The organism is Idiomarina loihiensis (assembly GCF_024584785.1).
Taxonomy (GTDB): domain Bacteria; phylum Pseudomonadota; class Gammaproteobacteria; order Enterobacterales; family Alteromonadaceae; genus Pseudidiomarina; species Pseudidiomarina fusca.
In genome coordinates this window covers 442,258-464,118 of the sequence record NZ_CP074112.1, presented here as the reverse complement: position 1 = coordinate 464,118, position 21,861 = coordinate 442,258, and the positions used below count along the sequence as shown (strand labels likewise).

General features: G+C 44.8%; 25 protein-coding genes and 1 pseudogene. 3 read left to right on the top strand and 23 right to left on the bottom strand.

The window, feature by feature from the left end:
- Positions 1-305 precede the first annotated feature (305 nt).
- The 4 genes from KGF88_RS02140 to KGF88_RS02125 all read right to left on the bottom strand — a co-directional run bounded on the left by KGF88_RS02140 (position 306) and on the right by KGF88_RS02125 (position 4,870).
- Positions 306-1,550 (bottom strand): dipeptidase, encoded by a 1,245-nt coding sequence (locus KGF88_RS02140; protein WP_257119951.1) that lies wholly within the window; start codon positions 1,548-1,550, stop codon positions 306-308.
- 189 nt (positions 1,551-1,739) lie between these two features.
- On the bottom strand, positions 1,740-2,045 hold the full coding sequence (locus KGF88_RS02135; protein WP_153826738.1) for a hypothetical protein: 306 nt from the start codon (positions 2,043-2,045) through the stop codon (positions 1,740-1,742).
- Positions 2,046-2,210: 165 nt separating this feature from the next.
- A complete protein-coding gene (gene dusA, locus KGF88_RS02130) occupies positions 2,211-3,275 on the bottom strand; it encodes a tRNA dihydrouridine(20/20a) synthase DusA (protein WP_153826737.1) in 1,065 nt (354 codons plus the stop codon).
- Between the two features lie 62 nt (positions 3,276-3,337).
- Positions 3,338-4,870 carry an amidase gene (locus KGF88_RS02125; protein WP_153826736.1) on the bottom strand — a complete coding sequence of 511 codons (1,533 nt, stop codon included), beginning with the start codon at positions 4,868-4,870 and terminating at the stop codon, positions 3,338-3,340.
- A gap of 76 nt (positions 4,871-4,946) precedes the next feature.
- Between KGF88_RS02125 and zur the strand changes: the two genes are divergently transcribed.
- Complete coding sequence (gene zur, locus KGF88_RS02120) at positions 4,947-5,390, top strand: zinc uptake transcriptional repressor Zur (RefSeq protein WP_110076179.1); 444 nt, start codon at positions 4,947-4,949, stop codon at positions 5,388-5,390.
- Positions 5,391-5,416: 26 nt separating this feature from the next.
- Here the strand turns inward: zur and dnaB are convergent, their stop codons facing one another.
- From dnaB to KGF88_RS02050, 14 genes are all read right to left on the bottom strand, one after another.
- On the bottom strand, positions 5,417-6,847 hold the full coding sequence (gene dnaB, locus KGF88_RS02115; protein WP_153826735.1) for a replicative DNA helicase: 1,431 nt from the start codon (positions 6,845-6,847) through the stop codon (positions 5,417-5,419).
- Between the two features lie 129 nt (positions 6,848-6,976).
- On the bottom strand, positions 6,977-7,927 hold the full coding sequence (locus tag KGF88_RS02110) for a DUF4097 family beta strand repeat-containing protein (RefSeq protein WP_153826734.1): 951 nt from the start codon (positions 7,925-7,927) through the stop codon (positions 6,977-6,979).
- A 26-nt stretch (positions 7,928-7,953) separates the two neighbouring features.
- Entirely contained in the window at positions 7,954-8,499 is a 546-nt protein-coding gene (locus tag KGF88_RS02105; RefSeq protein WP_153826733.1) for a hypothetical protein, read from the bottom strand.
- The gene (locus KGF88_RS02100) at positions 8,483-9,055 is read right to left on the bottom strand and encodes an RNA polymerase sigma factor (protein WP_162014578.1); all 573 of its coding nucleotides are present in this window, start codon (positions 9,053-9,055) and stop codon (positions 8,483-8,485) included. Before KGF88_RS02100 ends, KGF88_RS02105 begins: the two co-directional genes overlap by 17 nt.
- Before the next feature lie 154 nt (positions 9,056-9,209).
- Positions 9,210-9,662 (bottom strand): 50S ribosomal protein L9, encoded by a 453-nt coding sequence (gene rplI / locus KGF88_RS02095; protein WP_110076175.1) that lies wholly within the window; start codon positions 9,660-9,662, stop codon positions 9,210-9,212.
- Between the two features lie 43 nt (positions 9,663-9,705).
- A complete protein-coding gene (gene rpsR / locus KGF88_RS02090; protein WP_006956988.1) occupies positions 9,706-9,933 on the bottom strand; it encodes a 30S ribosomal protein S18 in 228 nt (75 codons plus the stop codon).
- A gap of 10 nt (positions 9,934-9,943) precedes the next feature.
- Entirely contained in the window at positions 9,944-10,246 is a 303-nt protein-coding gene (gene priB / locus KGF88_RS02085) for a primosomal replication protein N (protein ID WP_110076174.1), read from the bottom strand.
- Between the two features lie 34 nt (positions 10,247-10,280).
- Positions 10,281-10,655 carry a 30S ribosomal protein S6 gene (rpsF, locus tag KGF88_RS02080; RefSeq protein ID WP_110076173.1) on the bottom strand — a complete coding sequence of 125 codons (375 nt, stop codon included), beginning with the start codon at positions 10,653-10,655 and terminating at the stop codon, positions 10,281-10,283.
- Positions 10,656-10,792: 137 nt separating this feature from the next.
- A complete protein-coding gene (locus KGF88_RS02075) occupies positions 10,793-11,221 on the bottom strand; it encodes a hypothetical protein (protein ID WP_153826731.1) in 429 nt (142 codons plus the stop codon).
- Positions 11,214-11,957, bottom strand: a complete 744-nt coding sequence (rlmB, locus tag KGF88_RS02070) for a 23S rRNA (guanosine(2251)-2'-O)-methyltransferase RlmB (RefSeq protein ID WP_110076171.1) — start codon at positions 11,955-11,957, stop codon at positions 11,214-11,216. Before rlmB ends, KGF88_RS02075 begins: the two co-directional genes overlap by 8 nt.
- Positions 11,958-11,986: 29 nt before the next feature.
- Complete coding sequence (gene rnr, locus KGF88_RS02065; RefSeq protein ID WP_153826730.1) at positions 11,987-14,341, bottom strand: ribonuclease R; 2,355 nt, start codon at positions 14,339-14,341, stop codon at positions 11,987-11,989.
- 194 nt (positions 14,342-14,535) lie between these two features.
- Entirely contained in the window at positions 14,536-14,937 is a 402-nt protein-coding gene (locus KGF88_RS02060) for a hypothetical protein (RefSeq protein WP_153826729.1), read from the bottom strand.
- A gap of 496 nt (positions 14,938-15,433) precedes the next feature.
- Positions 15,434-16,003 (bottom strand): hypothetical protein, encoded by a 570-nt coding sequence (locus KGF88_RS02055; RefSeq protein ID WP_153826728.1) that lies wholly within the window; start codon positions 16,001-16,003, stop codon positions 15,434-15,436.
- Between the two features lie 43 nt (positions 16,004-16,046).
- Positions 16,047-16,346 carry a hypothetical protein gene (locus tag KGF88_RS02050; protein ID WP_153826727.1) on the bottom strand — a complete coding sequence of 100 codons (300 nt, stop codon included), beginning with the start codon at positions 16,344-16,346 and terminating at the stop codon, positions 16,047-16,049.
- Here KGF88_RS02050 and KGF88_RS02045 point away from each other — a divergent pair.
- Entirely contained in the window at positions 16,345-16,845 is a 501-nt protein-coding gene (locus tag KGF88_RS02045) for a hypothetical protein (RefSeq protein WP_153826726.1), read from the top strand. The genes KGF88_RS02050 and KGF88_RS02045 overlap by 2 nt on opposite strands.
- Here KGF88_RS02045 and KGF88_RS02040 read toward each other — a convergent pair.
- The 5 genes from KGF88_RS02040 to KGF88_RS02020 all read right to left on the bottom strand — a co-directional run bounded on the left by KGF88_RS02040 (position 16,808) and on the right by KGF88_RS02020 (position 21,786).
- A protein-coding gene (locus KGF88_RS02040) for an IS3 family transposase (RefSeq protein WP_257119950.1) occupies positions 16,808-17,958 on the bottom strand; the annotation gives its coding sequence in 2 pieces (ribosomal slippage) (positions 16,808-17,709 and positions 17,709-17,958; 1,152 coding nt in all). The two genes, KGF88_RS02045 and KGF88_RS02040, sit on opposite strands and share 38 nt — an antisense overlap.
- 67 nt (positions 17,959-18,025) lie before the next feature.
- Positions 18,026-18,838 (bottom strand): hypothetical protein, encoded by an 813-nt coding sequence (locus KGF88_RS02035; RefSeq protein WP_153827414.1) that lies wholly within the window; start codon positions 18,836-18,838, stop codon positions 18,026-18,028.
- Positions 18,839-18,920: 82 nt separating this feature from the next.
- A complete protein-coding gene (locus KGF88_RS02030) occupies positions 18,921-20,126 on the bottom strand; it encodes an IS256 family transposase (RefSeq protein WP_257119949.1) in 1,206 nt (401 codons plus the stop codon).
- A gap of 186 nt (positions 20,127-20,312) precedes the next feature.
- Positions 20,313-20,774: a hypothetical protein gene (locus KGF88_RS02025; RefSeq protein WP_153827224.1), complete on the bottom strand. Its 462-nt coding sequence runs from the start codon at positions 20,772-20,774 to the stop codon at positions 20,313-20,315.
- Positions 20,767-21,786 (bottom strand): RHS repeat-associated core domain-containing protein, encoded by a 1,020-nt coding sequence (locus KGF88_RS02020; RefSeq protein WP_324186773.1) that lies wholly within the window; start codon positions 21,784-21,786, stop codon positions 20,767-20,769. The genes KGF88_RS02025 and KGF88_RS02020 overlap by 8 nt, the downstream gene beginning before the upstream one ends.
- Between KGF88_RS02020 and KGF88_RS13875 the strand changes: the two are divergent.
- Positions 21,721-21,858, top strand: a pseudogene (locus KGF88_RS13875) (IS3 family transposase); the annotation flags it as partial. The gene KGF88_RS02020 and the pseudogene KGF88_RS13875 overlap by 66 nt on opposite strands.
- Positions 21,859-21,861: the final 3 nt, after the last annotated feature.

The following is a 21,861-nucleotide window of genomic DNA, read 5'->3' as shown; positions in this document are numbered from 1 at the left end:
AGAGCACAGAAAAAAACCTACACCCTGGCACATACCGGGCGAGGTATTTTCAACGAAAATCCATTCAATCCCCTATCGGGACTGCTGTGGCAACCAATTACAGTCGCGAGAGCTCCAAGGAGTTCATCAACTGTGGCCGCGAATTATACACTTTCGTAGTTAAAAAGCAACGTCGTTATTCTTTATTCGTTATTCGTTATTCGTTATTCGTGCGCTTCGCTGGTCGTCCGCGTTTCACGCTGTTCGAAAAAAAAACTAGACCCGAACAGTGAGCAACGCAAACGGACGAGCAACGAGCATCGCTGTTAGTTTGCAGCAGCGTAGGCTTCTACCTCACGCCATACTCGAACAAAATTCTTGTAGAGAATCTTTTCGATGTCTGCTTCGCTGTAACCACGGTCTAAAAGACCTTGCACCAAATTAGGATAGCTCGACACATCCTTTAGGCCTTCAGGTAGAGAATCACCCACCCCATCATAGTCCGAACCTATGCCGATATAGTCGATACCCACAAGGTTTTTCACATGGTCAATATGATCAAGTACCTGTTCTAAGGTAGCAAACGGATAAGGGTTTTTGCCTCGTAGCTCAGCTATACGCTGCTTGGCTTCATCAGAGTCCGCGCCATATTGCTCTTGGACTTTTTCGATTTGACCACGAATCATGGCACCATAGCGGTTGGCTTGTTGGGTTACAAAAGATGAGCCGAAGTTAATCATAATCACTCCACCGTTTTCGGCGAGCGCTTTGATCATATCGTCGCTCATGTTTCGCTCAAAACCGGGAGTGTATTTACGTAAGGAGGAATGCGAGGCAATGACCGGCACTTTGGATAACTCGATGGTCTGCCAAAACGCATCATCGGAGACATGAGATATGTCTATCATCACTCCAATCTCATTCATGGCTGTTACTAATTCTTTACCGAACGGGCTAAGACCATTCCACTGCTTGCGAATGTCGTAAGATGAATCAGCAATATGATTAGATTCACTGTGAGCTAAGGTGATATAACGAATGCCACGGTTGTAGAATTTCACCAAATTGTTAAGGTCACCCTCTATCGGAGAGCCGTTCTCCATCCCCATTGCGATAGAAATAACGCCACGCTCTTGCTGCTGCATCACTTGGTCAACACTTGCCGCTAGGGCAAATTTACCTGGAGCTCGATAGGCAAGGGCTTCCATGCTATCAATTAACTCATGCGCGAGCTGATAACTAGCACCGGGAGTGCGCTCTAAATTCGCGGGAATGTAAATGGACATAAAAGGTACATTCAAACCGCCTGCTTTGGCGCGCGGGTAATCAAAATCACCGCGAGTCGTGGCCTTGGTGACATCTTCCCAATCCTTTTTTAAGCGATAAGGCACATCAATATGGGTATCAATAATTAAATTCTGTTGCGCAATCTGATGCGCTTTTGCGCTGGCGGTATAATGTTTGTGGCCTTCTTTACCATCATGTGCAAGTGCGCTGCTAGCACTTAGACCAAGAAAACTGGCTACGCCAAGTGCTGCCAAGCTATAAGTGAAAGTAACGGATTTATTCACGCGGCAGTATCCTCTGTTGTTATGATTATGAGCGGTGGAACATCAGCCTACCACAGCTCTAATCTCCAATCACTCAGATTTACCGGCGCTCACCGCAGCTGAAACTGTAACGACCGCACCGGCAACAACGGTACCAACTACCGGCGCAATCATTAACATAACTAAGATACTCTGCTGCATGCCACCACCTTATTCTGGCTGCTGACCAGTTAAGCTAGGCAACATCTCACTGGCATAATCAGCGGCACTACGAACAATTGCAGGCAATGACAAGGATACCTTAATATCATTAACCCAATCTAAGAGTTCGTTGTCAGCTGCTCGCTTTACTGAGCTACTAACAGCTTGTGCATCGGCATGAACTAATTCAGTTAGTAACGGTTCGACCGCTACATTATCGGTGGTTTGATCCGCTGTTTGTGCAGATGCTGCACCTACATAGAACTGGCTTACTAAGACACCTAATGCTACCAACATAGTTACTGAAGTTTTCATTGCTTATCTCCTTTTGTACCATTGTGAAACCGACGATTCGGTACTAAGACTTAAGCAAAGAGCATGCCAACTATCATAAACCAATGATTAATAGGTATTTTATAAAGATAAATAAAAAAGGCACCCTGATGATGGAGTGCCTTTGCTGAGAATTAATGTCAACTTTTAACTACCGTTAGCGTAATCCGCCATTTTTTGAGCAATTCTTTCACGAGCTATTTCAACCTCATGCAGAGCCATTTGCAACAGCTCATGCGCATCACTAGCTGTAGGCCCGTATTGGCTTAAGACCTGACGCCAACGTTTAGCACCGGGGCCACCTTGAAACAGTCCTAACATATGCCTTACAACATGCCAGACCCGTCCGCCTTCAGCCACATGGGCTTGAGTATAGTCAGCCATTTGCGCTATCACTTGTTGTAAGTCAGGGCGATGGCTGTCACCACACAGAGCATCAAACTCAGTAAGTAGCGTGGGATTTTGATAAGCTTCGCGGCCAATCATCACACCATCAACAAACTCTAAATGATGTTGAATCTCAGCAACAGTCTTTACCCCGCCGTTCAACGTTATATGTAACTGGGGATAGCGCTCTTTCATGCGATAAACACGATCGTAGCGCAACGGTGGTACTTCTCGATTTTGTTTTGGGCTTAAGCCCTTTAACCACGCATTGCGGGCGTGTAGAGTGAAAAATTGACACCCAGCAGCCATCACCGGCTCTAAGAAACGCTGTAAATAGTCGTCACTATCATGCTCATCTATACCTAACCGCGTTTTAACCGAAATCACCGTCTCTGGTGCCGCTGCTTGCATGGCTGCAACACATGCGGCAACGGTTTCTGGCTCAGCCATGAGGCAGGCGCCAAAACTACCATTTTGAACTCTATCTGATGGGCAACCAACATTGATATTCACTTCTTGATAACCACGTTCTGCAGCGACAGCTGTGCAGTGCGCCATCGCAGCCGGATCACTACCTCCCAATTGCAGCACCAGCGGTTGTTCAGCAGCAGCGTATCGTAAGAAATCGCCCTTGCCATGAATGATTGCACCTGTGGTCACCATCTCCGTATAGAGCACCACCTGCTGACTTAGCAGTCGATGAAAGTAACGGCAGTGGCGATCCGTCCAATCCAACATCGGGGCTACGGAAACCAGACGGTTCCACGCATAGGCGTTGGCAACTTCAGGGGATGGACCAGCAGGCGAGTGATACAGCTCAGACATGGGGCTAACTCTTGTTAATACATTAGCCCCATAGTATACCTTGAAGCACCCTTTGCCTGCTACTACCGCAAGACAGGTGCGCGACGAGCTTGGCTTAACTGCTCAAAAGCATAGGCGGCTTCAATCAGGATAGGTTCAGATTTTGCGGTCCCAAAAAAACTCATTCCTACCGGCAAATGCTCGACAAATCCCATGGGTACCGTGATATGTGGATAACCAGCGACAGCTGCAGCACCACTGGCTGACCCGCTAAAGTTATCGCCATTGATCAAGTCAATTTTCCAAGCTGGCGACACCGATGGAGCAATTAGTAGATCAAGATCATTGTCAGCCATAGCGGCATCTATGGCTAATTTACCAGCTTTTTCTCGTGCATTTTTCTTCGCCGCTAGGTAAGCCTCTTTATCCGTAGCTGCTAGCGCCATAGTAAAGAGTTCTTGCCCAAACCAAGGCATGGTCGTTTCAGCATGGGCTATGTTTGCATCATGCAGGTCTTGCAGCGAGCTATACTGCGTATGGGGGCTAGCGGCAAAGTACTCTGTCATGCCTTGATTAAACTCATATAAGAGAACGGCGAACTCGTCGTTACCCCAGTTACGTCCCTGTGGAAATTTCACGTCGTCCACTATAACTGCGCCGGCTTCTTTTAGTTGTTCTAAACGCTCAGTAAAAATAGCATCCATCGCCTGGTTGTAGCCCATCAACTCTCGCACCACACCAATACGTTTCCCAGCCAAGCCATCGACACGCAAATGACGACTGTAATTTGCAGTCGGAGCAAAACTGGCGCTATCAGCCGAATCTTTTCCTACCATCGCATCAAGCATGTACACCGCATCTGTGACATTGCGAGCCATAGGCCCGGCTGTATCCTGGCTCGCAGAGATAGGAATAATACCGTCGCGACTAAGCAATCCGACCGTAGGTTTAATAGTGACAATTCCATTGATAGCTGCCGGACAAATAAGGCTACCATCGGTTTCAGTTCCTACGGCCAGCACTGAGAAATTAGCGCTAACTGCAACCGCCGAACCTGAGCTCGAGCCACAAGCTGTGCGGCTGGTATCGTAAGGGTTTTTAACTAAGCCGCCCCAACTACTCCAACCCGATGCCGAGTTGGTGGAGCGGAAGTTGGCCCACTCGCTTAAATTGGCTTTGCCCATAATAATCGCCCCTGCTGCTCTAAGCCGTTGCACAATAAAGGCATCATCAGGGGGAATATGATCACGTAATAAATACGAACCGGCAGTATTGGCGAGACCGTCTGCGGTATCAATATTATCTTTCAACAATACCGGAATACCGTGCAATTCACCGCGACTATGACCAGCAGCTAGCTCGTTATCCAACTGCCGCGCCTGCTCTCGTAAGGTATCTAAATCGATTAAACTAATCACAGCACGTAGATCAGCACCGTCGGAGTTGTGCTTTTTGATGGTAGCGTAATATTCTTCAACCAGTGCCACGCTTGTGAGCTTACCCGATTGAAATTCCGCCTGAATATCAGAAATAGTCCGCTCATGCGCCAGAACTTGTGCTGTCGTTAACAAAGCAACAAAAGCCAAGGCAGTGCTTAATGTTCTTATTATTTTCATTGATTTTTCCTAGCACGAAACGTTTGATGAAAGGTTATACTTTGCCGTATCCATAAGCGATGATAAACTTCGTTGCATGAACACACAAGAAACCCAACGCCTGATAAACAAGGCCGAAAAATTATGCGAACAACGTGGGGCTAGACTAACGCCCGCACGGCGCGAAGTTTTTGAAATCTTAGCAGGTCAAGAAGGCGCTATCGGAGCTTACGATTTATTAGACAAGCTTAAAGCGGCTGTACCTAATGCTAAACCACCGACCATTTACCGTGCTCTTGATTTTCTTCAAGAACAAGGTTTTGTGCACAAAATCACGTCCTCAAACAGCTACGTTTTGTGCTCTCATTTTGATCATCAGCATCCAGTGCAGATGTTGATTTGCGAGCAATGTGGTGCGGTACAAGAAATTCAATCAGATGGGGTTTACGAGGCTTTGCGTAAACAAGCAGAAGACCAAGGGTTTGTGGTCGTTTCACAAACCATCGAAGCTCATGGTCTCTGTCGAGATTGCGTGAGCTAGCAGTTGCCAACTGCTAGCTCAATCAATTAATAGTCTGGCCCGTCTGGTATATCCATCTTGGCCAAATTATCAAATCTTGAAAACTGCCCTTTAAACTTCAATTTAACCCGTCCTATCGGACCATTCCGCTGCTTACCTATGATGATTTCGGCAATCCCCTTCTCTTCTGATTCCGGGTGATAAACCTCGTCTCGATAAATAAACATGATAACGTCGGCATCTTGCTCAATTGAGCCAGACTCGCGCAAATCCGAGTTCACCGGACGTTTATCAGAACGCTGTTCGAGTGAACGGTTAAGCTGAGATAAGGCAATGACAGGTACTTTCAATTCTTTCGCTAACGATTTCAAGGAGCGCGAAATCTCTGCTATTTCTAGCGTCCGATTTTCAGACATTCCAGGTACCGTCATCAACTGCAAGTAATCCACCATAATCAAGCCTAAACCATCATGATCGCGGTGAATACGTCGTGCTCTAGCGCGCACTTCAGTCGGAGTCAGGCCAGACGCATCATCGATATAAATGTTATTCTTTTCTTTTAAAATATTGACTGTTGATGCAATTCTCAACCATTCCTGTTCATCCAACCGGCCGGTCCGAACCTTAGTTTGATCGACAGAACTTAAGGACGCCATCATCCGCATCATGATTTGTTCTGCAGGCATCTCTAGGCTAAAAACCACTACCGGTTTATCGTTTCTCATGGCAACGTTTTCGACTAAATTCATGGCGAAGGTTGTTTTACCCATCGATGGCCGTGCTGCCACGATAATTAAGTCGGATGGTTGCAAACCTGCTGTCATCTGATCCAAATCTAAGAAGCCAGTAGCAACACCAGTTACGCCATTATGATTCTTAATAGCACCAAGCTCTTCAATTTTACTAATAGTTCTGGCCAAAATCGGAGAGATAGCTTGGGGCCCATCATTTTCGCTAGTACGCTTCTCAGCAATAGCTAAAACCTTTGTTTCAGCCATATCAAGTAACTCAGCGCTGGTACGATTCTGAGTATCAAATCCAGCTTCAGCAATCTCATTTGCAACGGCGATCATCTCGCGCAAAATCGCTCGCTCACGCACAATTTGTGCATAGGCCCTAATATTAGCTGCGCTCGGGGTGTTTTTTGCAATTTCACCTAGATAGGCAAAACCACCCACATCTTGCAATTCATTATTTGCCTCGAGTACTTCTGATACCGTAATTAAGTCAATCGGTTGGCTTCGCTCGGCTAAATGATGCATAGCACGATAGATCAAGCGGTGACCGCGATGATAGAAGTCATCGGCAATTAACTCCCCAGCAATAGTATCCCACGCTTGGTTATCCAGCATCAGTCCACCCAATACGGATTGTTCTGCTTCAATGGAATGTGGAGGGGTTTTTATTGCATCAAGCTTGGCGTCTTTGAGCTTTTGCTGTCCCTGCCAGGCTTGCTTGGTAGTGCGCTTTTCTGCCATGTATCTCTCAGTGAGTGAAGATGAATAATTCACCTGAGACTATACAAAATCAGCGAGCGCGAAGAAAGCAAATCAGCATAAATTTACTGATTTGCTTAGCTTGGCTCTGAGACATTGGCGTTAATTCATTTACTTTTGTAAAACAATATTGCCACTGACACTGTGCAGACTCACTGTGCTGTTGCGTTCGCCAAGCTCGAGTTTCAGGCTTTGTCCTAATCCGAACTTACTTTCTGCCGCTTTCACGCCATTCAAGCGGTTAATGATGTTACCACCGGCGCTTGTGCGCACTTCAATATCGGCATGAATAACCTTGCCTAATTGTATCGTCGTATCGCCGCTCACGGTTTCTACATTCACTCGTGCGCTTTCATTTAGAGCTGTATTTACATTAACGTCTCCACTAACATTATTAATGTCTAGTGAATCGACATAAGCCAGGGTTAGTTGCACATCACCTGATACCCCTTCAGCACGCACTACACGAGCATTAGTCTTAGCTTTTACGTTACCGCTAACAGTGGCGTATGTTGCACGAGAACTATCACTCCCTTGATCTTCTATGTCACCACTAACACTGTTTAAGGTGATTTCACCAGCTAATTCTCGTCCCTTAATGTCACCACTTACCGATTCTAAATTCACCCCACCGGTTAAATAAGAAGTTGTAATATCACCACTAACGCTGTTAATTATCACCTTGCCCGTAAAACGATTAAAAACAAAGTCAGCCGAAACGCTTTGCGCTTCAACTCTCACGGTCTTCGGTAAGGTTATTCTCAAATCATTACCGTCGCTGTTTGAGAAGTTGCCATCGTTTGGCATTTTCACGCGAATAGTTAAGGTGTTGCCATTCAGTTCGAAAATAAATTCTTCTGCGCTTTCATCGAGGTTACCTACCACCTCGGCGATATTTGAATCAGTGCCACGTACGTCAACCTCGCCGCGCATCGTATCAATCACGACCCGGGTATTGGCAGGTATTTCAAGTTTCTGGTTTATCGGTTCACCTTTGGCTAAAGCTAAATTTGGTAATAGTAATAACGTGCCGGCCATGGCTAATTGAATTAATTTGTTCATTGATACATTCCTCTGTTGTGCTTTGTTTAAACCTGCCGATAAGTGCGCGGCTGCATATACATAGTTTTCAATAGCTCAAGCTCCTGCTGGTGCAACCACTGTAAAAACTTCCATAGCTCCAGATTATTTGGCTCTTGCTGCAGTTGCTGAGTCACTTTAATTGCTGCTTCACGTAGTTGTTGTAACTCTACTTCTAATTCACTAAATGAGGGCGTAAAACCGGCATCTTGGTAATTACTTAATAGCAACTCACGCTGTTGCTGGTGCTGTTGGGTTACCATCGTCAGCAATTTCATCTGCGCCTCGGTTTGCAACCTGTTACCTGGACTCAACATTTGCACATGGTGAGTACCCATAAACACTCCGATAGCAACGAATAATGACGCAGCAATACCTATCACCCAACGTCTGTTATTATTTACTTGCAACTGCGAACCGAGCTGTTGTCGGCTAATACTCGCCTCAATGCCACGCCACAAGTCTTTGGGTGGCGTTATCTCACCACCATTTCGCATCGTTTCGTCTATCAACGAATCTAATGCGTTGCTTGAACTATTATTCGGCGTTGTCATCGCTTAACCACTCCTCTAATAACGCTCTGGCACGGTGCACCTGAACTTTACTGGTGCCTATCGCTATTCCTAACTCTTCGGCTACATCTTCATGACGCATTCCCTCTAGGCAATGCAGAACAAACACCCAGCGCATTTGCAAGGGCAGTCGCTGAATCAAACCATCAAGGCGCCCCAAATCTGGCCCATCACTATGTACCAAGTTCTGTTCGAATTCAGTTTGTCCGTCTCCGACCAGCTGCAACTGCTGTACACGACGATTTTGTTTACGCAACTCAGTTATGACGACGCGCGTAGCGACGGTATACAGCCAAGTACTAAATTTACTTTCGCCGCGAAAACTCGCTAAGTGCTTCCATAGCTGAATAAACACTTCTTGGGTCACATCATTCGCCGTATCCAAATCACCTGCAAGACGCATCACCAAACCGTAAACACGCCGATGATGCCGTTCATATATTTCACGAAACGCCTTCAAATCGCCTTGTCCGGCCTGCTGCGCAAGCTTTACATCCGGGTCATCAAAATATGATGCTGTTAAAGTTTGAGCTGTCACGGGAAATCCTATCTTGGTATTTTGTACAGCGATTCTTATTAAGTTAATCAGTATGTCGCACGTTGCTGATGTAAGGTTTACAATGCGTCATAAAAAACCAAAAAAAAAAGCTGCCCAAATGGACAGCTTTTCTAGTTTGCTTGCAGCAGCTGAATTAATCTTCAGCAACAACCTGCAATTTAACGGTTGCAAATACGTCCGAGTGCAAGTGCAACTCGATGTCATATTCGCCAACGTCACGTAACGTGCCGTTCGGTAACAATACTTCTGATTTTACTACCGCAACACCTGCAGCAGTTACCGCATCAGCGATATCACGAGTACCGATTGAACCAAACAGTTTACCTTCGTCACCAGCTTTTGAGCTAATAACTACTGGCTCTAATGCATTTACTTTCTCTGCACGTTCTTGAGCGGCAGCTAAGTCAGCAGCTAATTTAGCTTCTAATTCAGCCCGACGCTCTTCGAAAACTTGAATGTTCGCAGCGGTTGCAGGAACTGCTTTACCTTGCGGGAACAAAAAGTTACGTGCATAGCCAGACTTAACAGAAACCTGGTCACCCAGGCCACCTAAGTTGGCAATTTTGTCTAACAGAATAATTTCCATTGTTCGCTACCTCTGAGTTCTTGAGATCGTTCGCAATGCCGGCTTACTGATGTGAATCAGTGTAAGGCAGCAAAGACAAATAACGTGCACGTTTAATTGCACGCGCCAACTGACGCTGATACTTCGCAGAAGTGCCAGTGATACGGCTAGGAACGATTTTGCCACTCTCAGTGATGTAGTTTTTCAGAGTAGCGATATCTTTGTAATCAATTTCTTTAACGCCTTCAGCCTTGAAACGGCAGAATTTACGGCGACGGAAAAAACGAGCCATGATGGTCTCCTCAAATCTTCACAAGTTGCTGGGCATGCAATACCAGTTTACCAATACCGTTTTTATCTTCTATTCGATTCAAAAAACCTGAAACTTGTATGTCACTTCCAACGTTTAATTCATTTGCCCATTGTGTTGCTAATGCCCCACTCACTACGGTAACCATGCGTACATAGGCACGTCGTGGTAATCCAGCCTCTATTTGTTCTGAGCGATGCTCTAAAACAAATTTCAAGTGGCTAATGCCAGCCGGACTGTGGGTTAATTGCGGTGGTTTAACAACTGCACCACTGACAACAAAGTGATTTTGCACAGACTACACAATAGTAGACACAACGATTATCAGCTTACGCTGCGTCGTTGTCGTCTTGCTCTTCGTTGCGGCTATCAGCTTTACGCGGCTCATCTTTCTTGCTCAAAACAGATGCTTCAGATTCAGCTTCTTTCTTGCGCATGATCATGTTGCGTAAAACCGCATCGTTGTAACGGAAAGCTGTTTCTAGCTCGTCTACAACTTCAGCAGTCGCTTCGATGTTCATCAACACGTAGTGTGCTTTGTGCAACTTGTTGATTGGGTAAGCCAATTGACGACGGCCCCAGTCTTCCAAACGATGAATGGTACCGTTACCTGCTTTGATGGTCTCGCTGTAACGCTCGATCATGCCAGGTACTTGCTCGCTCTGGTCTGGATGGACCATGAATACGATTTCATAATGACGCATTTCTGCTCCTTATGGTTCATAGCTACTAACGGGCTCAGTCACACCCTCAGCAGCAAGGAACGCTTTTTAGATGAATGAATACTTCAGACTGATTTAAGCGGCGGGATCTTAGCCGAAAAAGCACACAATCACAAGCATCATTGTGCGTTATCTCCGGCTTCTACTAGATCTATCAATACTTTTACATACTGCTCCGGTAATGCTCCCATAGCTTCTGGGCGCCCTTGAATCTTAAAGCGTTGAAGATCCGCATTAGGACCTGTAAGTTCACCTAATAATTCAAGATTATCGGGTTGGCTAACGGATACCGTTAATTGCCATGCATAATCTGCCGGCTCATCGATAAGCTTCCATTCATGGCGTTGTTCAAGACGCTGCTGCACATCAAACAACACGTCTTGTAGCGCATTATTATTCGGCACTGGTGTGCTATAACTGATAAATAAAAATGGTTTATTACTGCGCTGTTCAGGGAGCAAGTCACCGGTAGGTAACCAAGCCAACGCCAGCAACACCATAATGATTAGCGAAATAATAATGGGACGAATACGGCGACGATTAAACATGACGCTGTCTCACTACTTCATACAAACAAACTCCAGTAGCAACGGAGACATTCAAACTACTTACGCTACCTAGCAATGGAATTTTTATCAGTTGATCACAGGTTTCACGAGTTAAACGACGCATACCGTCGCCCTCGGCTCCCATCACTATCGCCACAGGCCCCGTGTAATCAACTTGGTAGACACTATCATTCGCTTCACCGGCGGTGCCAATAACCCACACTTGGTTTTCTTGTAACTGACGTAAAGTACGCGCAAGATTAGTGACCTGGACAAAAGGAACTGTCTCTGCTGCACCACTAGCAACCTTGCGCACCGTCGGGTTGAGTGAGGCTGATTTATCTTTTGGAGCTATCACCGCGGTTACTCCCGCGGCATCAGCAGTACGCAAACACGCACCTAAATTGTGCGGATCGGTTACTCCATCTAAAACTAAAAACAAAGCAGCTTTGCCAGCTTTTGCACAAAGCGCATCAAGATCATTCTCAGTCAACTGTGGAGCTTCTAAAGCGGTAATAGCAATACCTTGATGATTGCCATTGTCGGCCTTTTTATCGAGGGTTGCTTTGGGCACAAACTGTACCCGTAATCCCAATCGCTGCGCTTGACTTACCAAGTCTTGTAAAGGCTTATCCTGGCGCTCACGAGTAGCGAAAACCTCAACCAGTCGTTCAGGATGTTGTTCAAGAATAGCACGCACAGAGTGCATTCCAAAAATCGTTATTTTTTTACTCATAACTCACTCATCGATATAAAACAGGACCATCAGCGTTGAGGTTTGCGCGCCTTACGTGCTGATTCTTTTTGTTTGCGCTTGGATTTAATGCGCGCTTTTGTTTTCTCTTTTCTTGCTTTTTTGACTTTTTTGTTAGGGCCTAAGGTGCCATCTCGTGACGCTCGGGGAGACGATTCATTCATGCGAGTTACCCCTGTTGGGCTCTCCGCCGAGAGTAATTCTAAATCAATTTTACGTTCATCAAGGTTAACTGATTTTACCCGGATGCGAGCTTTATCACCTAACCGAAATACCCGCCGACTGTTTTCCCCTATCAATAAATGTTTCGCGCTATCATAGTGATAATAATCATTATCCAAGTTACTAATATGCACTAGTCCGTCAATTTGTAAGTCATCAATCCGAACAAATAAGCCAAAATTAGTTACCGCTGCAATGACGCCAGTAAATTCAGTCCCCACGTGGTCGCGCATAAATTCGCATTTAAGCCACTCATCCACTTGACGAGTAGCATCATCAGCACGTCTCTCCGTCATTGAACAGTGCTCACCCAAATGATCCAATTGCTCGTCTGGATACATCCAAGCACCGCTCAAGGCGGGCGAAGGTCCTTGCTGTTTTTTTAATATGGCTTTAATTGCCCGATGTAAAATCAAATCTGGGTAACGTCTAATCGGTGAGGTAAAATGAGCGTATTCAGTTAACGCTAAGCCAAAATGACCAACGTTATCAGGACTATAGACTGCTTGCTGCATCGATCTGAGCAACATGGTTTGGATCAATTCTGCATCAGGACGTTCAGCAACTTGTTCAAGCACCTCCGCATAATCTCGTGGACTAGGCTCATCACCACCTTTCATGCGTAGCCCCAGTTCCGCTAGAAAGCCACGAAATGCCGTTAACTTTTCACTGCTTGGAGTTTCATGGATGCGAAATAGTGCACCCGCCTCATCATCGCCCTCAATCAGGCGTGCCGTCGCTACATTCGCCATAATCATGCATTCTTCGATGATGGTGTGAGCTACATTCCTGCGAACAGGTTCTATCGATTCAATTTTACGCTGAGCATTAAAAATAAATCGCGTTTCAAGAGTTTCAAACTCAATTGCTGAACGCTGCTGTCGTGCTTGCTTAAGTATCTTATATAAGTCATGCAAATGCTCGATGTTGCTTAAAACTGAAGCATAATCAGAGCGTAATGTCGGATCCCCAGCCAATATTGCGGCTACTTTGTTATAAGTTAACCGGGCGTGGGATTTCATCACGGCAGGATAGAACTCTGAGTGCGTTAATTTGCCTCGTTTGTTGATTGTCATTTCCGCCACCATGCATAGGCGGTCTACGTTAGGATTCAACGAACATAAACCGTTAGACAGCTTCTCCGGTAACATAGGTACGACAAAGTTCGGAAAATAAACAGAATTTCCCCGCTCTAAGGCATCTTTGTCTAACGCACTATTAGGTCTTACATAGTAGCTCACATCCGCGATGGCAACCCACAGCTTCCAACCGTCACCATGCGGTTCTGCGCAAACCGCATCATCAAAGTCACGCGAATCATCACCATCGATTGTGATCAGCGGTAAGCTACGCAGGTCCTTCCTGTCTTGATAAGCTTCACCTGGCACGTCCTCTCCAAAGCTTTCTAACTCTTGGGAAACTGCTGATGACCATTGCGTTGGGATATTATGTTCACGAATGGCTATTTCAATTTCCATTCCAGGCGCCATATGCTCGCCCAAGACTTTAGTTATGGTGCCAATTGGACTACTCCGTCGAGTTGGTCGTTGCGTCACCTCAGCTACGACAATTTGCCCATGTCGAGCGCCATTTGCTTGGCCTTCGGGGATGATAAGATCCTGACTTATACGACTATCATCTGGTACCACCACACCAATATTGTGTTCAACAAAATAACGCCCAACGATATCTCCTGAACGCGGTTCAATCACGCGGACAATGCGTCCTTCGGCTCGTCCTTTGCTATCTGTTCCTTGCTGCTGCACTAACACAATATCGCCATGCAAAACGTTATACATTTGGTGGTGAGGAATGAACAGGTCTGCACCACCTTCGTCTGGGCGACAAAAACCAAAACCTTCACGATGACCAATAATACGTCCTTTAATTAGGCTCATTCGCTCTGGTAAACCATAAGCATTGGCTTTGGTATAAATTAATTGGCCGTCTCGTTCCATCGCGCGCAAGCGACGTTTCATCCCAACGAGTTGCCGTTCATCAGCCAAGTTAAAATGTTTGACAAGTTCATCAAAGCTTATCGGCTTTAATCTAGCTGTGACAGCATGTAAAAGCTCTTCACGAGAAGGGATTTCAACTTCGTATTGAATGGTATCTGCATTAGATGATTGGTCGTTAGTGCTCATAATTCCTCGATATCCCATGTTAGCCTTGTTGCAACAGGGTAATTGCGGGCATTATAACAGATTTCCATAGTAGCCGCGCTAATCAAGACTGTCACGCTAGTTACTTAAGCAATATGCCACGATTTGAATTGAAAAGAGAAGATTATTGGCCTTCATTGTGACTGCGAGGGCGAGGCTTTAGATTCAAGTCAGTATTACTGGCTACAGGTTAAATTGTCTGCTTCTGTAATAAACATTTGCAGGTTTTCTTCATTAAGCTGAAACGGGTAGACAACTGCTTTTGCAAAGTCTTTCTTTTTTTGGTTATCCCAATCAGACCATAAACGTTCGCGTTTTACTGTATTAAGTGCAACACTCCATTCACGTTTGGCTTTGTCCATTTGAAACCATGAAATCCATCTATTTTTTCCAGCTTCCCCATTTTTTTCTAATTCTGCTTGCAGAAGAGTTTCGAGAACCTCAGCATATAATTTATTCACAATAGGACTCTTAGAAACATCAAAATCATTTGGAGCATTATTGAATTTAGACTCCAATAAAGCTTTATGTAGAGCTAATAACTCGTAATAATTGTCAGTTGATAACTTAAAAGTCATTTTCTTTTACCTCAATGGTTCCTTGACGCCCATCTCTAATAGAGCCTTGGTGTATCAATTCGTTTGGCTGCGTACCACCCTGCAATGGTAAATTATCGTCAGGAGTGATTTCAACTCTATGGGTTCCCTTTGTTCCACCTTGCCCCATAAACAATGCATTGTTAGCATCAGCCGCAGAAATCTGGTCTGTGGTGACATATACCCGTCCTTGAGCATCACCTGAGGGAGAGGCTTGGATTCAAACTTTTTTTACTTCAGAAGTAATTATCAGTTTCTTGGTTTATCTGCCTCAGGATTTAAGTAAAGATAGATAACAAAAACAATGTACATTGCTCCTACCACACTTAGGCATGTAACAATAAACCTTATAATTATCTCTGTTGGAGTTCCAACAACGTCTGAAGTAAGCATCCTGTAGATAACCAGTAATATGATAATTACCGATGATATAAGGCTAAACTTAATTGCTCTTATAAAGATGCTTTTTTTAGTCGAATCATTCATCTTTTTTAATTGCCTCATCAACTGATTTGCCAGCCAATTCTGAAGTTGCTTGAGTCGCAAGATCAGTAGCTTGATTGTCTAGGGAGCGGAATGTGTCTTTCGTAAAATCGGCAACCTTTCCAATAGCATTGCCTACTTGCTTACCGGGGCCAGTCGCTGACAATAATCCATTTACAGCAGTATTCCCAGCAGTAGGGGTATTTCCGTTCAGCGACTCATTGACTGCATAGCCGCCTGTACCAGCAACGGCGCTACCTGAAGTAACTAATGCTCCAGCAGCTGCTTTTTCAAATTGAGTTGCGACAACTTTCCCTCCCACAGTTAATCCTGACTTTGCTAAAGAAGTTAGTCCTCCCGTTACGGCTCCAACAGCACCACTTATTAACGACTGTTTTAAGTCAACTGAGCCTGAAGTTGCGTATTGCACTGCTGCATCTGCCAGATTACCCAAATCACCTTGTTCGAACCACACCCGATGGCAAAAAGTCTCTCGGCCAGTGGAAAGATGGCGAATTTGCTGAAGAGTGTTGTCTGCTTTGGTAACAAAAAGCCCCGCCGACACCGAGTTACTGGTGAGGGTGGGGCTTTGGATTTAGAATGAATTATTACCCTTTTATTTTGTATTTATATACTCTTCCGCTCACATGTTCATAGCTAGGATCATTACCATTTGATGTATCAACCTGTACCTCAGGCCTAGGTACATAGATACCGCTTTCTGTAGCTAGCGAAGAATTCAAAACAATATAAATTCCCTTATCAGAAACATAAACTTTTTCAGGATTCAAATCACTGATCACAACGCTACCCGTAATGTCTACGCCAAAATTTTCGGATGGGTATAATCCTAGTAATTCAATAGAATCCTTCTCGATTCCTGATGCCATCTCACTGTCAATTTGCATGTTCTCTGAGCACGACATCATCATTAACGCGAATAAAAAGTACAGAGTAATCTTCATAGCATTTCCTTATGAACAGTTAGAAGCTGTAGCTGGGCAATTATTGCTGTTACTTATGTTGGATGAGCCTCTAGCTGCCCCACCGTTAACAGCAGGATCTGTAGCCGGTAAGCTTGATAGTCCCGCAGCAGGATCTGAAGGGTTTCTCGCTCCCGCATCACCTTCAGTTGCAACCTTTGAAGCACCGCTTCCCATTGCCGAAGCTGGTTTTGTTAATGCACCGATAGCTTTACTCGCTAACTTACCTGCCGCACCGCCTGTTCCTCCTGAGATAGCGCCAATACCAGTTTGCATGGCTACCTCTCCCCAATCACTTACACTTCCACCTGAAGCTATTTGGGGTATTACCTCACTTGCAAATCCAACAGCAGCACTGATCCGTACCACTAAAAGTGGACACTTTGCTAAGCACTATTTGTTAATTCAAAGTTCTCTGGGCTGAGATAGCCAATAGCACTATGCCTTCTTGTCTTGTTGTAATCAACTTCGATGTACTCAAAGACTGCTCGGCGCATATTTTCTCGATCCATGATGGGCTCGTCCTGCAAGGCTTCGACCTTTAATGAGTGAAAGAAGCTTTCGGCACAGGCATTATCCCAACAATTTCCTTTTCGGCTCATACTCTGAGTAAGTCTATGTTTTTTAATTAAATCTCGATAATCGTTTGAACAATATTGACTACCTCGGTCGCTGTGAACAATGATCCCTTCGGGAAAACCTCTGCGAAATAAAGCCATTTTCAGAGCATCACACACCAACGTTGCGGTCATTCGGTTACTCATCGACCAGCCAACAACCGAGCGTGAATATAAATCGATGATTACCGCTAGGTACAGCCAGCCCTCACTCGTGAATAAATACGTGATATCGCCAACCCACTTTTGATTCGGAGCACTTGCTGTAAAATCTTGCTCCAGCAAGTTTGGCGCCACAGGCTGATTGTGCTTACTGTCCGTGGTGACCTTAAATTCACGTGCAGCCTTAGGTACAAGGCCCTGGCGTATCATACTATTGCGAATAGTTTTGATGTCGGGTGTCATGTCGAGCTCTGCCAAATCCACTTGGATACGCCGAGCGCCGCTGCGCTCTTTCGAGTCAATAAATGCCTGCTTAATCGCCTCGTCTCGCTCAATTTGACGCTGCTCTCGAGGATTGACTGTCTGACCATGTTTCCGCCAGGCATAATACCCACTACGCGATACGTTGAGCACGTTCACCATCCGCTTTAAGCTGAATTGATGCTGGTGCTCAAGAATAAACTCAAATCTGGCTATTTTTGGTTCTTCGCGAAGTAGGTAGCCGCCATTTTTAATATGGCTAGGTCCTCTGCCTGTTCAGCTAATTGACGTTTTAATCGAGTAATTTCAGCGACTTGCTCTGCTTCTCTGGCGCTCGTGCTAGATTTTTTTTGCGCCGCAGTCCGCCAACTGTACAGCTGGGATTCGTAGACTTTTAGTTCTCTAGCCGCCGCTGCAACGCCTATTCTTTCAGCTAATTTCAGGGCTTCTGCTTTAAATTCTTGTGTGTGGACTTTGCGTGTTTTATTTGCTTTCATGATTCACCTCGTTAAGTGATTTTACTCACTTAGCTCGGTGTCCAAAAGTACTGGTACGGATCACAAGTTAGTAGACCATTTGAGTAACACTATTACATACCTCTTGAATCATGAGTGAAACCTTGTCTTGCTCGCTTACATCGGTCAACGAGTAGACTCGATTGTACGTATCTTCAAGGAAATCTTGGAAGATATAGCTAGCTTGAATAGAAATCGAACTGCTATTCAATTTTTGTGGGGTGGTCTGACCATCTTCATTGAGATAGAAATGCGTAGTATTTGCTGCGAATACATTGTTGCAGTACTCAGCTTGGTAGGCCAGGACCTCTCCCTCTAAGTTGCTAAAAGGAAGTTTATTTTTGTACGTGTGAAGATGAAATAATTCATGGACTATTGTCCTTATTGTATCTTTGAAAGCGCTCGCAATAAGCGATTGACTACATTCTTTTGAAATATCTACTGGAAACACAAAGGCTAATGGATCAGGGCTATCTACCCTTTTTTTGCTGACTATATCGAAGTTTGACTTGGGTAAAAAATTGACATGTAGCGAATGTCCGTTGAGCAAAGGAGAGAATTGCTCAGATATAAGTGAGGCAACTTTCGTTTCTAGTGAATCCTCTGTCTTGAAGCATTCAGAGATAGCCCTCGTAGAATAGAAAGAGAGATTATAATTTTCAGCGTTTATGCTGAATAAACTGTCTAGCCGGATATGTTTTAGGTTACTTATTAAAATTTTTTCTTCGTTGTTGCGATACCACGAATTGATTTCAATCTCGCTCTCATAAATACGAAGTACGTGCCCACTACCAAGTCTTACCTGTTGAGCGCACGCAGTAATAACTAAAATTGTTATAAAAAGTGAAATAAATTTTAACATAAGTGGAAGAGGCGAGTCAGCGACTCGCTCTCCTTTTGTTAAGAGACTGTAAAAGATTTTGTGTAAATGGCTGATTTCACTGTTAAATCCGATCCTGATATATAATCTCGAACTGTGCCATCGCTGGCTTCCAGTTGCGTATGGGCATAGTCCACTTTTTTGAAGCCTGATGCAAGGCCAAGTACAGCACCTTCATGACGGCTTCGTCGTTAGGGAACGACCGGCGAGTTTTGCTGATTTTGCGCAGTGACGCATTCAGCGACTCAATGGCATTGGTGGTATAAATGGCCTTGCGTATCTCAACTGGGTAGTCGAAGAACACACTTAAGCGCTCCCAGTTTGCCCGCCATGAGCGGCTGATGGTGGGATGCTCAGAGTCCCATGTCGAGGCGAAATTTTCTAGTGCCTGCTCGGCTTCAGCGCGAGTAGCCGCGCCATAAATGAGTTTTAAATCAGCGGCAATAGTCTTGCGCTGTTTCCAGTTTACGTACCGCAGAGAGTGGCGAATTTGGTGCACAATGCACAGTTGCACTTGAGTCTTCGGGTAAACCGCCTCAATGGCTTCAGGGAAGCCTTTAAGGCCATCGCAGCAGGCAATGAAGATATCGTCTACACCACGGTTTTTCAGCTCGTTCATTACCGATAGCCAGAATTTAGCGCCTTCAGTTTGAGCCATCCACAGCCCGAGCAGCTCTTTTTCACCGTCAGTGTTGATGCCAAGCGCTAGGTACACTGACTTATTCTGTACAACACCAGAATCACGGCTGCGAACGACTAGACAATCAAGGTAAACAACTGGGTACAGCTTTGCCAACGGACGATGCTGCCAGGCCTTGACCTCGTCCATGACGGCGTTGGTCACCTGAGAAATGAACGTCGGCGAGACTTCAACACCATAGGCTTCTTCAAGGTATGCTTGAATGTCACGAGTAGTCATGCCACGCGCATACAATGCTATGATGCGCTCATCAAATCCATTCAGCTGGCGTTCGCCTTTGCGAACTAACTTGGGCTCAAAACTACCGTTACGGTCACGAGGAATATCTAGTTCGACATCGCCATTGATGCTACGAACAGTTTTCTTGGTTTTACCATTACGAGAGTTGCCGCTGTTGTTGCCGGCTGAGTCATTTGGTGCGTAGCCTAAATGAGCTTCCATTTCAGCCTCTAGCACCCGCTCTGCCACCTTCTTGGTAAGCTGTTTGAGTAGGCCGGCTTCGCCTAAGATGTCTTCTGGGGAATCACAGCCGTCAAGCAGCTGGTCGATGAGTTTGTCTGATATTGGCATTCTGATATCCTTCTTCGATATTGTTAAGAATGCCATTTACACAGATATTTTTACACTCTCCACCTTCCACATATAACCGCTATTACACAGATAGACACAAGCTTGAATACAACACCAGCCAGTCCTTTCTGCGTTGTTAACAATTTCCGATTGGCCACAAAAAAGCCCCGCGAAGGGGCTGTGAGGTCAAATTTTATACTTTGCACAATGACTTTCTAATTTTTCGTCAATTACTGGTTCACTCGCATGTTTAGTGAAAAAGCACCTTAAGTAATCTTTTTGATCATCGTCCAAAACTTTAAACAAGTTATTAGTAACGTCATAAAGATAAATACTGTCTCCAATAATTTTTCTTTCTAATTTTCCATCTAGAGAGCGAATTAGAGCCATAAATACTATGTCTTCCGGTATCTTGGCTTTGTTGTTTACACCAAAGTTATCAAAAAGATATGTTGATGCCTCATCAGAAAGTAATTTTATATCTAGTTTTGTGATTTTTATTTTGGCGCTTTCTTCAAGTTGAGCTTCACTTTGATAAACCCTATGCTTTGTCCAAAATCCGTCATAATAAATATCAACCAGACCAGATTCGCCACATCCTTGAAGCAAAACTATAATTGTTAAAATAATATACTTTAACCTAACCACAAACCTCGCCTCCATCTTCTGTTGACCTGCAAGTCGGGCCACTTACAGTTTCTACAGTACCGTCATTGTGATCTCGCCTTGTCCCTTCGCCAGTTTGTGAATTAACTGCATTTTCTTTCAAAATTGTAGTCTGATCCTGTTGTTCATTCGGAACTCCAGCTTCGTTCACTAACACGTGTATTATTTCGTGAATAAGTCCCGTAGCTGGTGATTGAGAACCATCACTTGTAATTAATCCCTCTTGAGGGTTCCAATCAATTTTGTCGCCCATAACAGGATCACCAACAGTTGATTCAGAGCCGCCATTTGTCCTTTCAATTCTAACCGTTTGTCTACTACTTTCGATTCTATTGAAGTAAGACTTAGCTATGCTGGATTTTGAAGTTAAATAAGTTTTAGCTGCGTTATAGTCCTTTTGTAAATTTGCAGCAACTGATACTTCCCTTCCATCTGGATCTACATATTTATATGGATTGTTATTCGCATACGCATACCTATTAAAGCTATGTATATCTTTGAATCCAACCGGATCATTCGAATAGAAACGACCGATAACTGGATCATAGTATCGTGCCTGCATATAACTCAGGCCTAAGTCATTATCGTACTTATGGCCAGTGTATCCGATGTCGTCGTTTGGCGCTTCGTAAGTGTCACCAAAAGGTTGGTAATGCCGGCGACTCTCTACCCTTCCTGTGCTGTTGGTTCGTGCCACCGGGCTGCCCAACCTATCTGTATGGATAAAGGTGGTTGTTGCCTGGCGGTCTTCAGCGATAAGCCTATTACCAAGGTAAATGTAGTTCGTTTGAACGCCGTTGTCTTCACTCAATAACAGCTGCCCCGACTGGCTGTAGAGATAGTAGCGGGTATCACCGTTGCCTGCCACCTTAACGCGGCGGTTGTGGCCGTCGTAGGTATAGCTCTTGCCAAGCGCTAAAAAAATGGGCTTACTCAGAGTATGAGCCGAAAAGGAAATTGTTGGGATAATGTCTGTGTCGAAAGTTTCTTTCACTAATTAAAGGCGGAAGCCTTGCAGGACGAGCCCATCATGGAGCGAGAAATTATACGCGGAGTAATCTTTGAATAG

Excerpts from the sequence above, each read along its gene's own strand:
- KGF88_RS02135 (WP_153826738.1), bottom strand. The coding sequence starts at position 2,045 with ATGAAAACTTCAGTAACTATGTTGGTAGCATTAGGTGTCTTAGTAAGC.
- dusA (WP_153826737.1), bottom strand. The coding sequence starts at position 3,275 with ATGTCTGAGCTGTATCACTCGCCTGCTGGTCCATCCCCTGAAGTTGCC.
- KGF88_RS02125 (WP_153826736.1), bottom strand. The coding sequence starts at position 4,870 with ATGAAAATAATAAGAACATTAAGCACTGCCTTGGCTTTTGTTGCTTTG.
- zur (WP_110076179.1), top strand. The coding sequence starts at position 4,947 with ATGAACACACAAGAAACCCAACGCCTGATAAACAAGGCCGAAAAATTA.
- dnaB (WP_153826735.1), bottom strand. The coding sequence starts at position 6,847 with ATGGCAGAAAAGCGCACTACCAAGCAAGCCTGGCAGGGACAGCAAAAG.
- KGF88_RS02110 (WP_153826734.1), bottom strand. The coding sequence starts at position 7,927 with ATGAACAAATTAATTCAATTAGCCATGGCCGGCACGTTATTACTATTA.
- KGF88_RS02105 (WP_153826733.1), bottom strand. The coding sequence starts at position 8,499 with ATGACAACGCCGAATAATAGTTCAAGCAACGCATTAGATTCGTTGATA.
- rplI (WP_110076175.1), bottom strand. The coding sequence starts at position 9,662 with ATGGAAATTATTCTGTTAGACAAAATTGCCAACTTAGGTGGCCTGGGT.
- rpsR (WP_006956988.1), bottom strand. The coding sequence starts at position 9,933 with ATGGCTCGTTTTTTCCGTCGCCGTAAATTCTGCCGTTTCAAGGCTGAA.
- rpsF (WP_110076173.1), bottom strand. The coding sequence starts at position 10,655 with ATGCGTCATTATGAAATCGTATTCATGGTCCATCCAGACCAGAGCGAG.
- KGF88_RS02075 (WP_153826731.1), bottom strand. The coding sequence starts at position 11,221 with ATGTTTAATCGTCGCCGTATTCGTCCCATTATTATTTCGCTAATCATT.
- rlmB (WP_110076171.1), bottom strand. The coding sequence starts at position 11,957 with ATGAGTAAAAAAATAACGATTTTTGGAATGCACTCTGTGCGTGCTATT.
- rnr (WP_153826730.1), bottom strand. The coding sequence starts at position 14,341 with ATGAGCACTAACGACCAATCATCTAATGCAGATACCATTCAATACGAA.
- KGF88_RS02060 (WP_153826729.1), bottom strand. The coding sequence starts at position 14,937 with ATGACTTTTAAGTTATCAACTGACAATTATTACGAGTTATTAGCTCTA.
- KGF88_RS02045 (WP_153826726.1), top strand. The coding sequence starts at position 16,345 with ATGTTCTCTGAGCACGACATCATCATTAACGCGAATAAAAAGTACAGA.
- KGF88_RS02050 (WP_153826727.1), bottom strand. The coding sequence starts at position 16,346 with ATGCAAATTGACAGTGAGATGGCATCAGGAATCGAGAAGGATTCTATT.
- KGF88_RS02035 (WP_153827414.1), bottom strand. The coding sequence starts at position 18,838 with ATGTTAAAATTTATTTCACTTTTTATAACAATTTTAGTTATTACTGCG.
- KGF88_RS02030 (WP_257119949.1), bottom strand. The coding sequence starts at position 20,126 with ATGCCAATATCAGACAAACTCATCGACCAGCTGCTTGACGGCTGTGAT.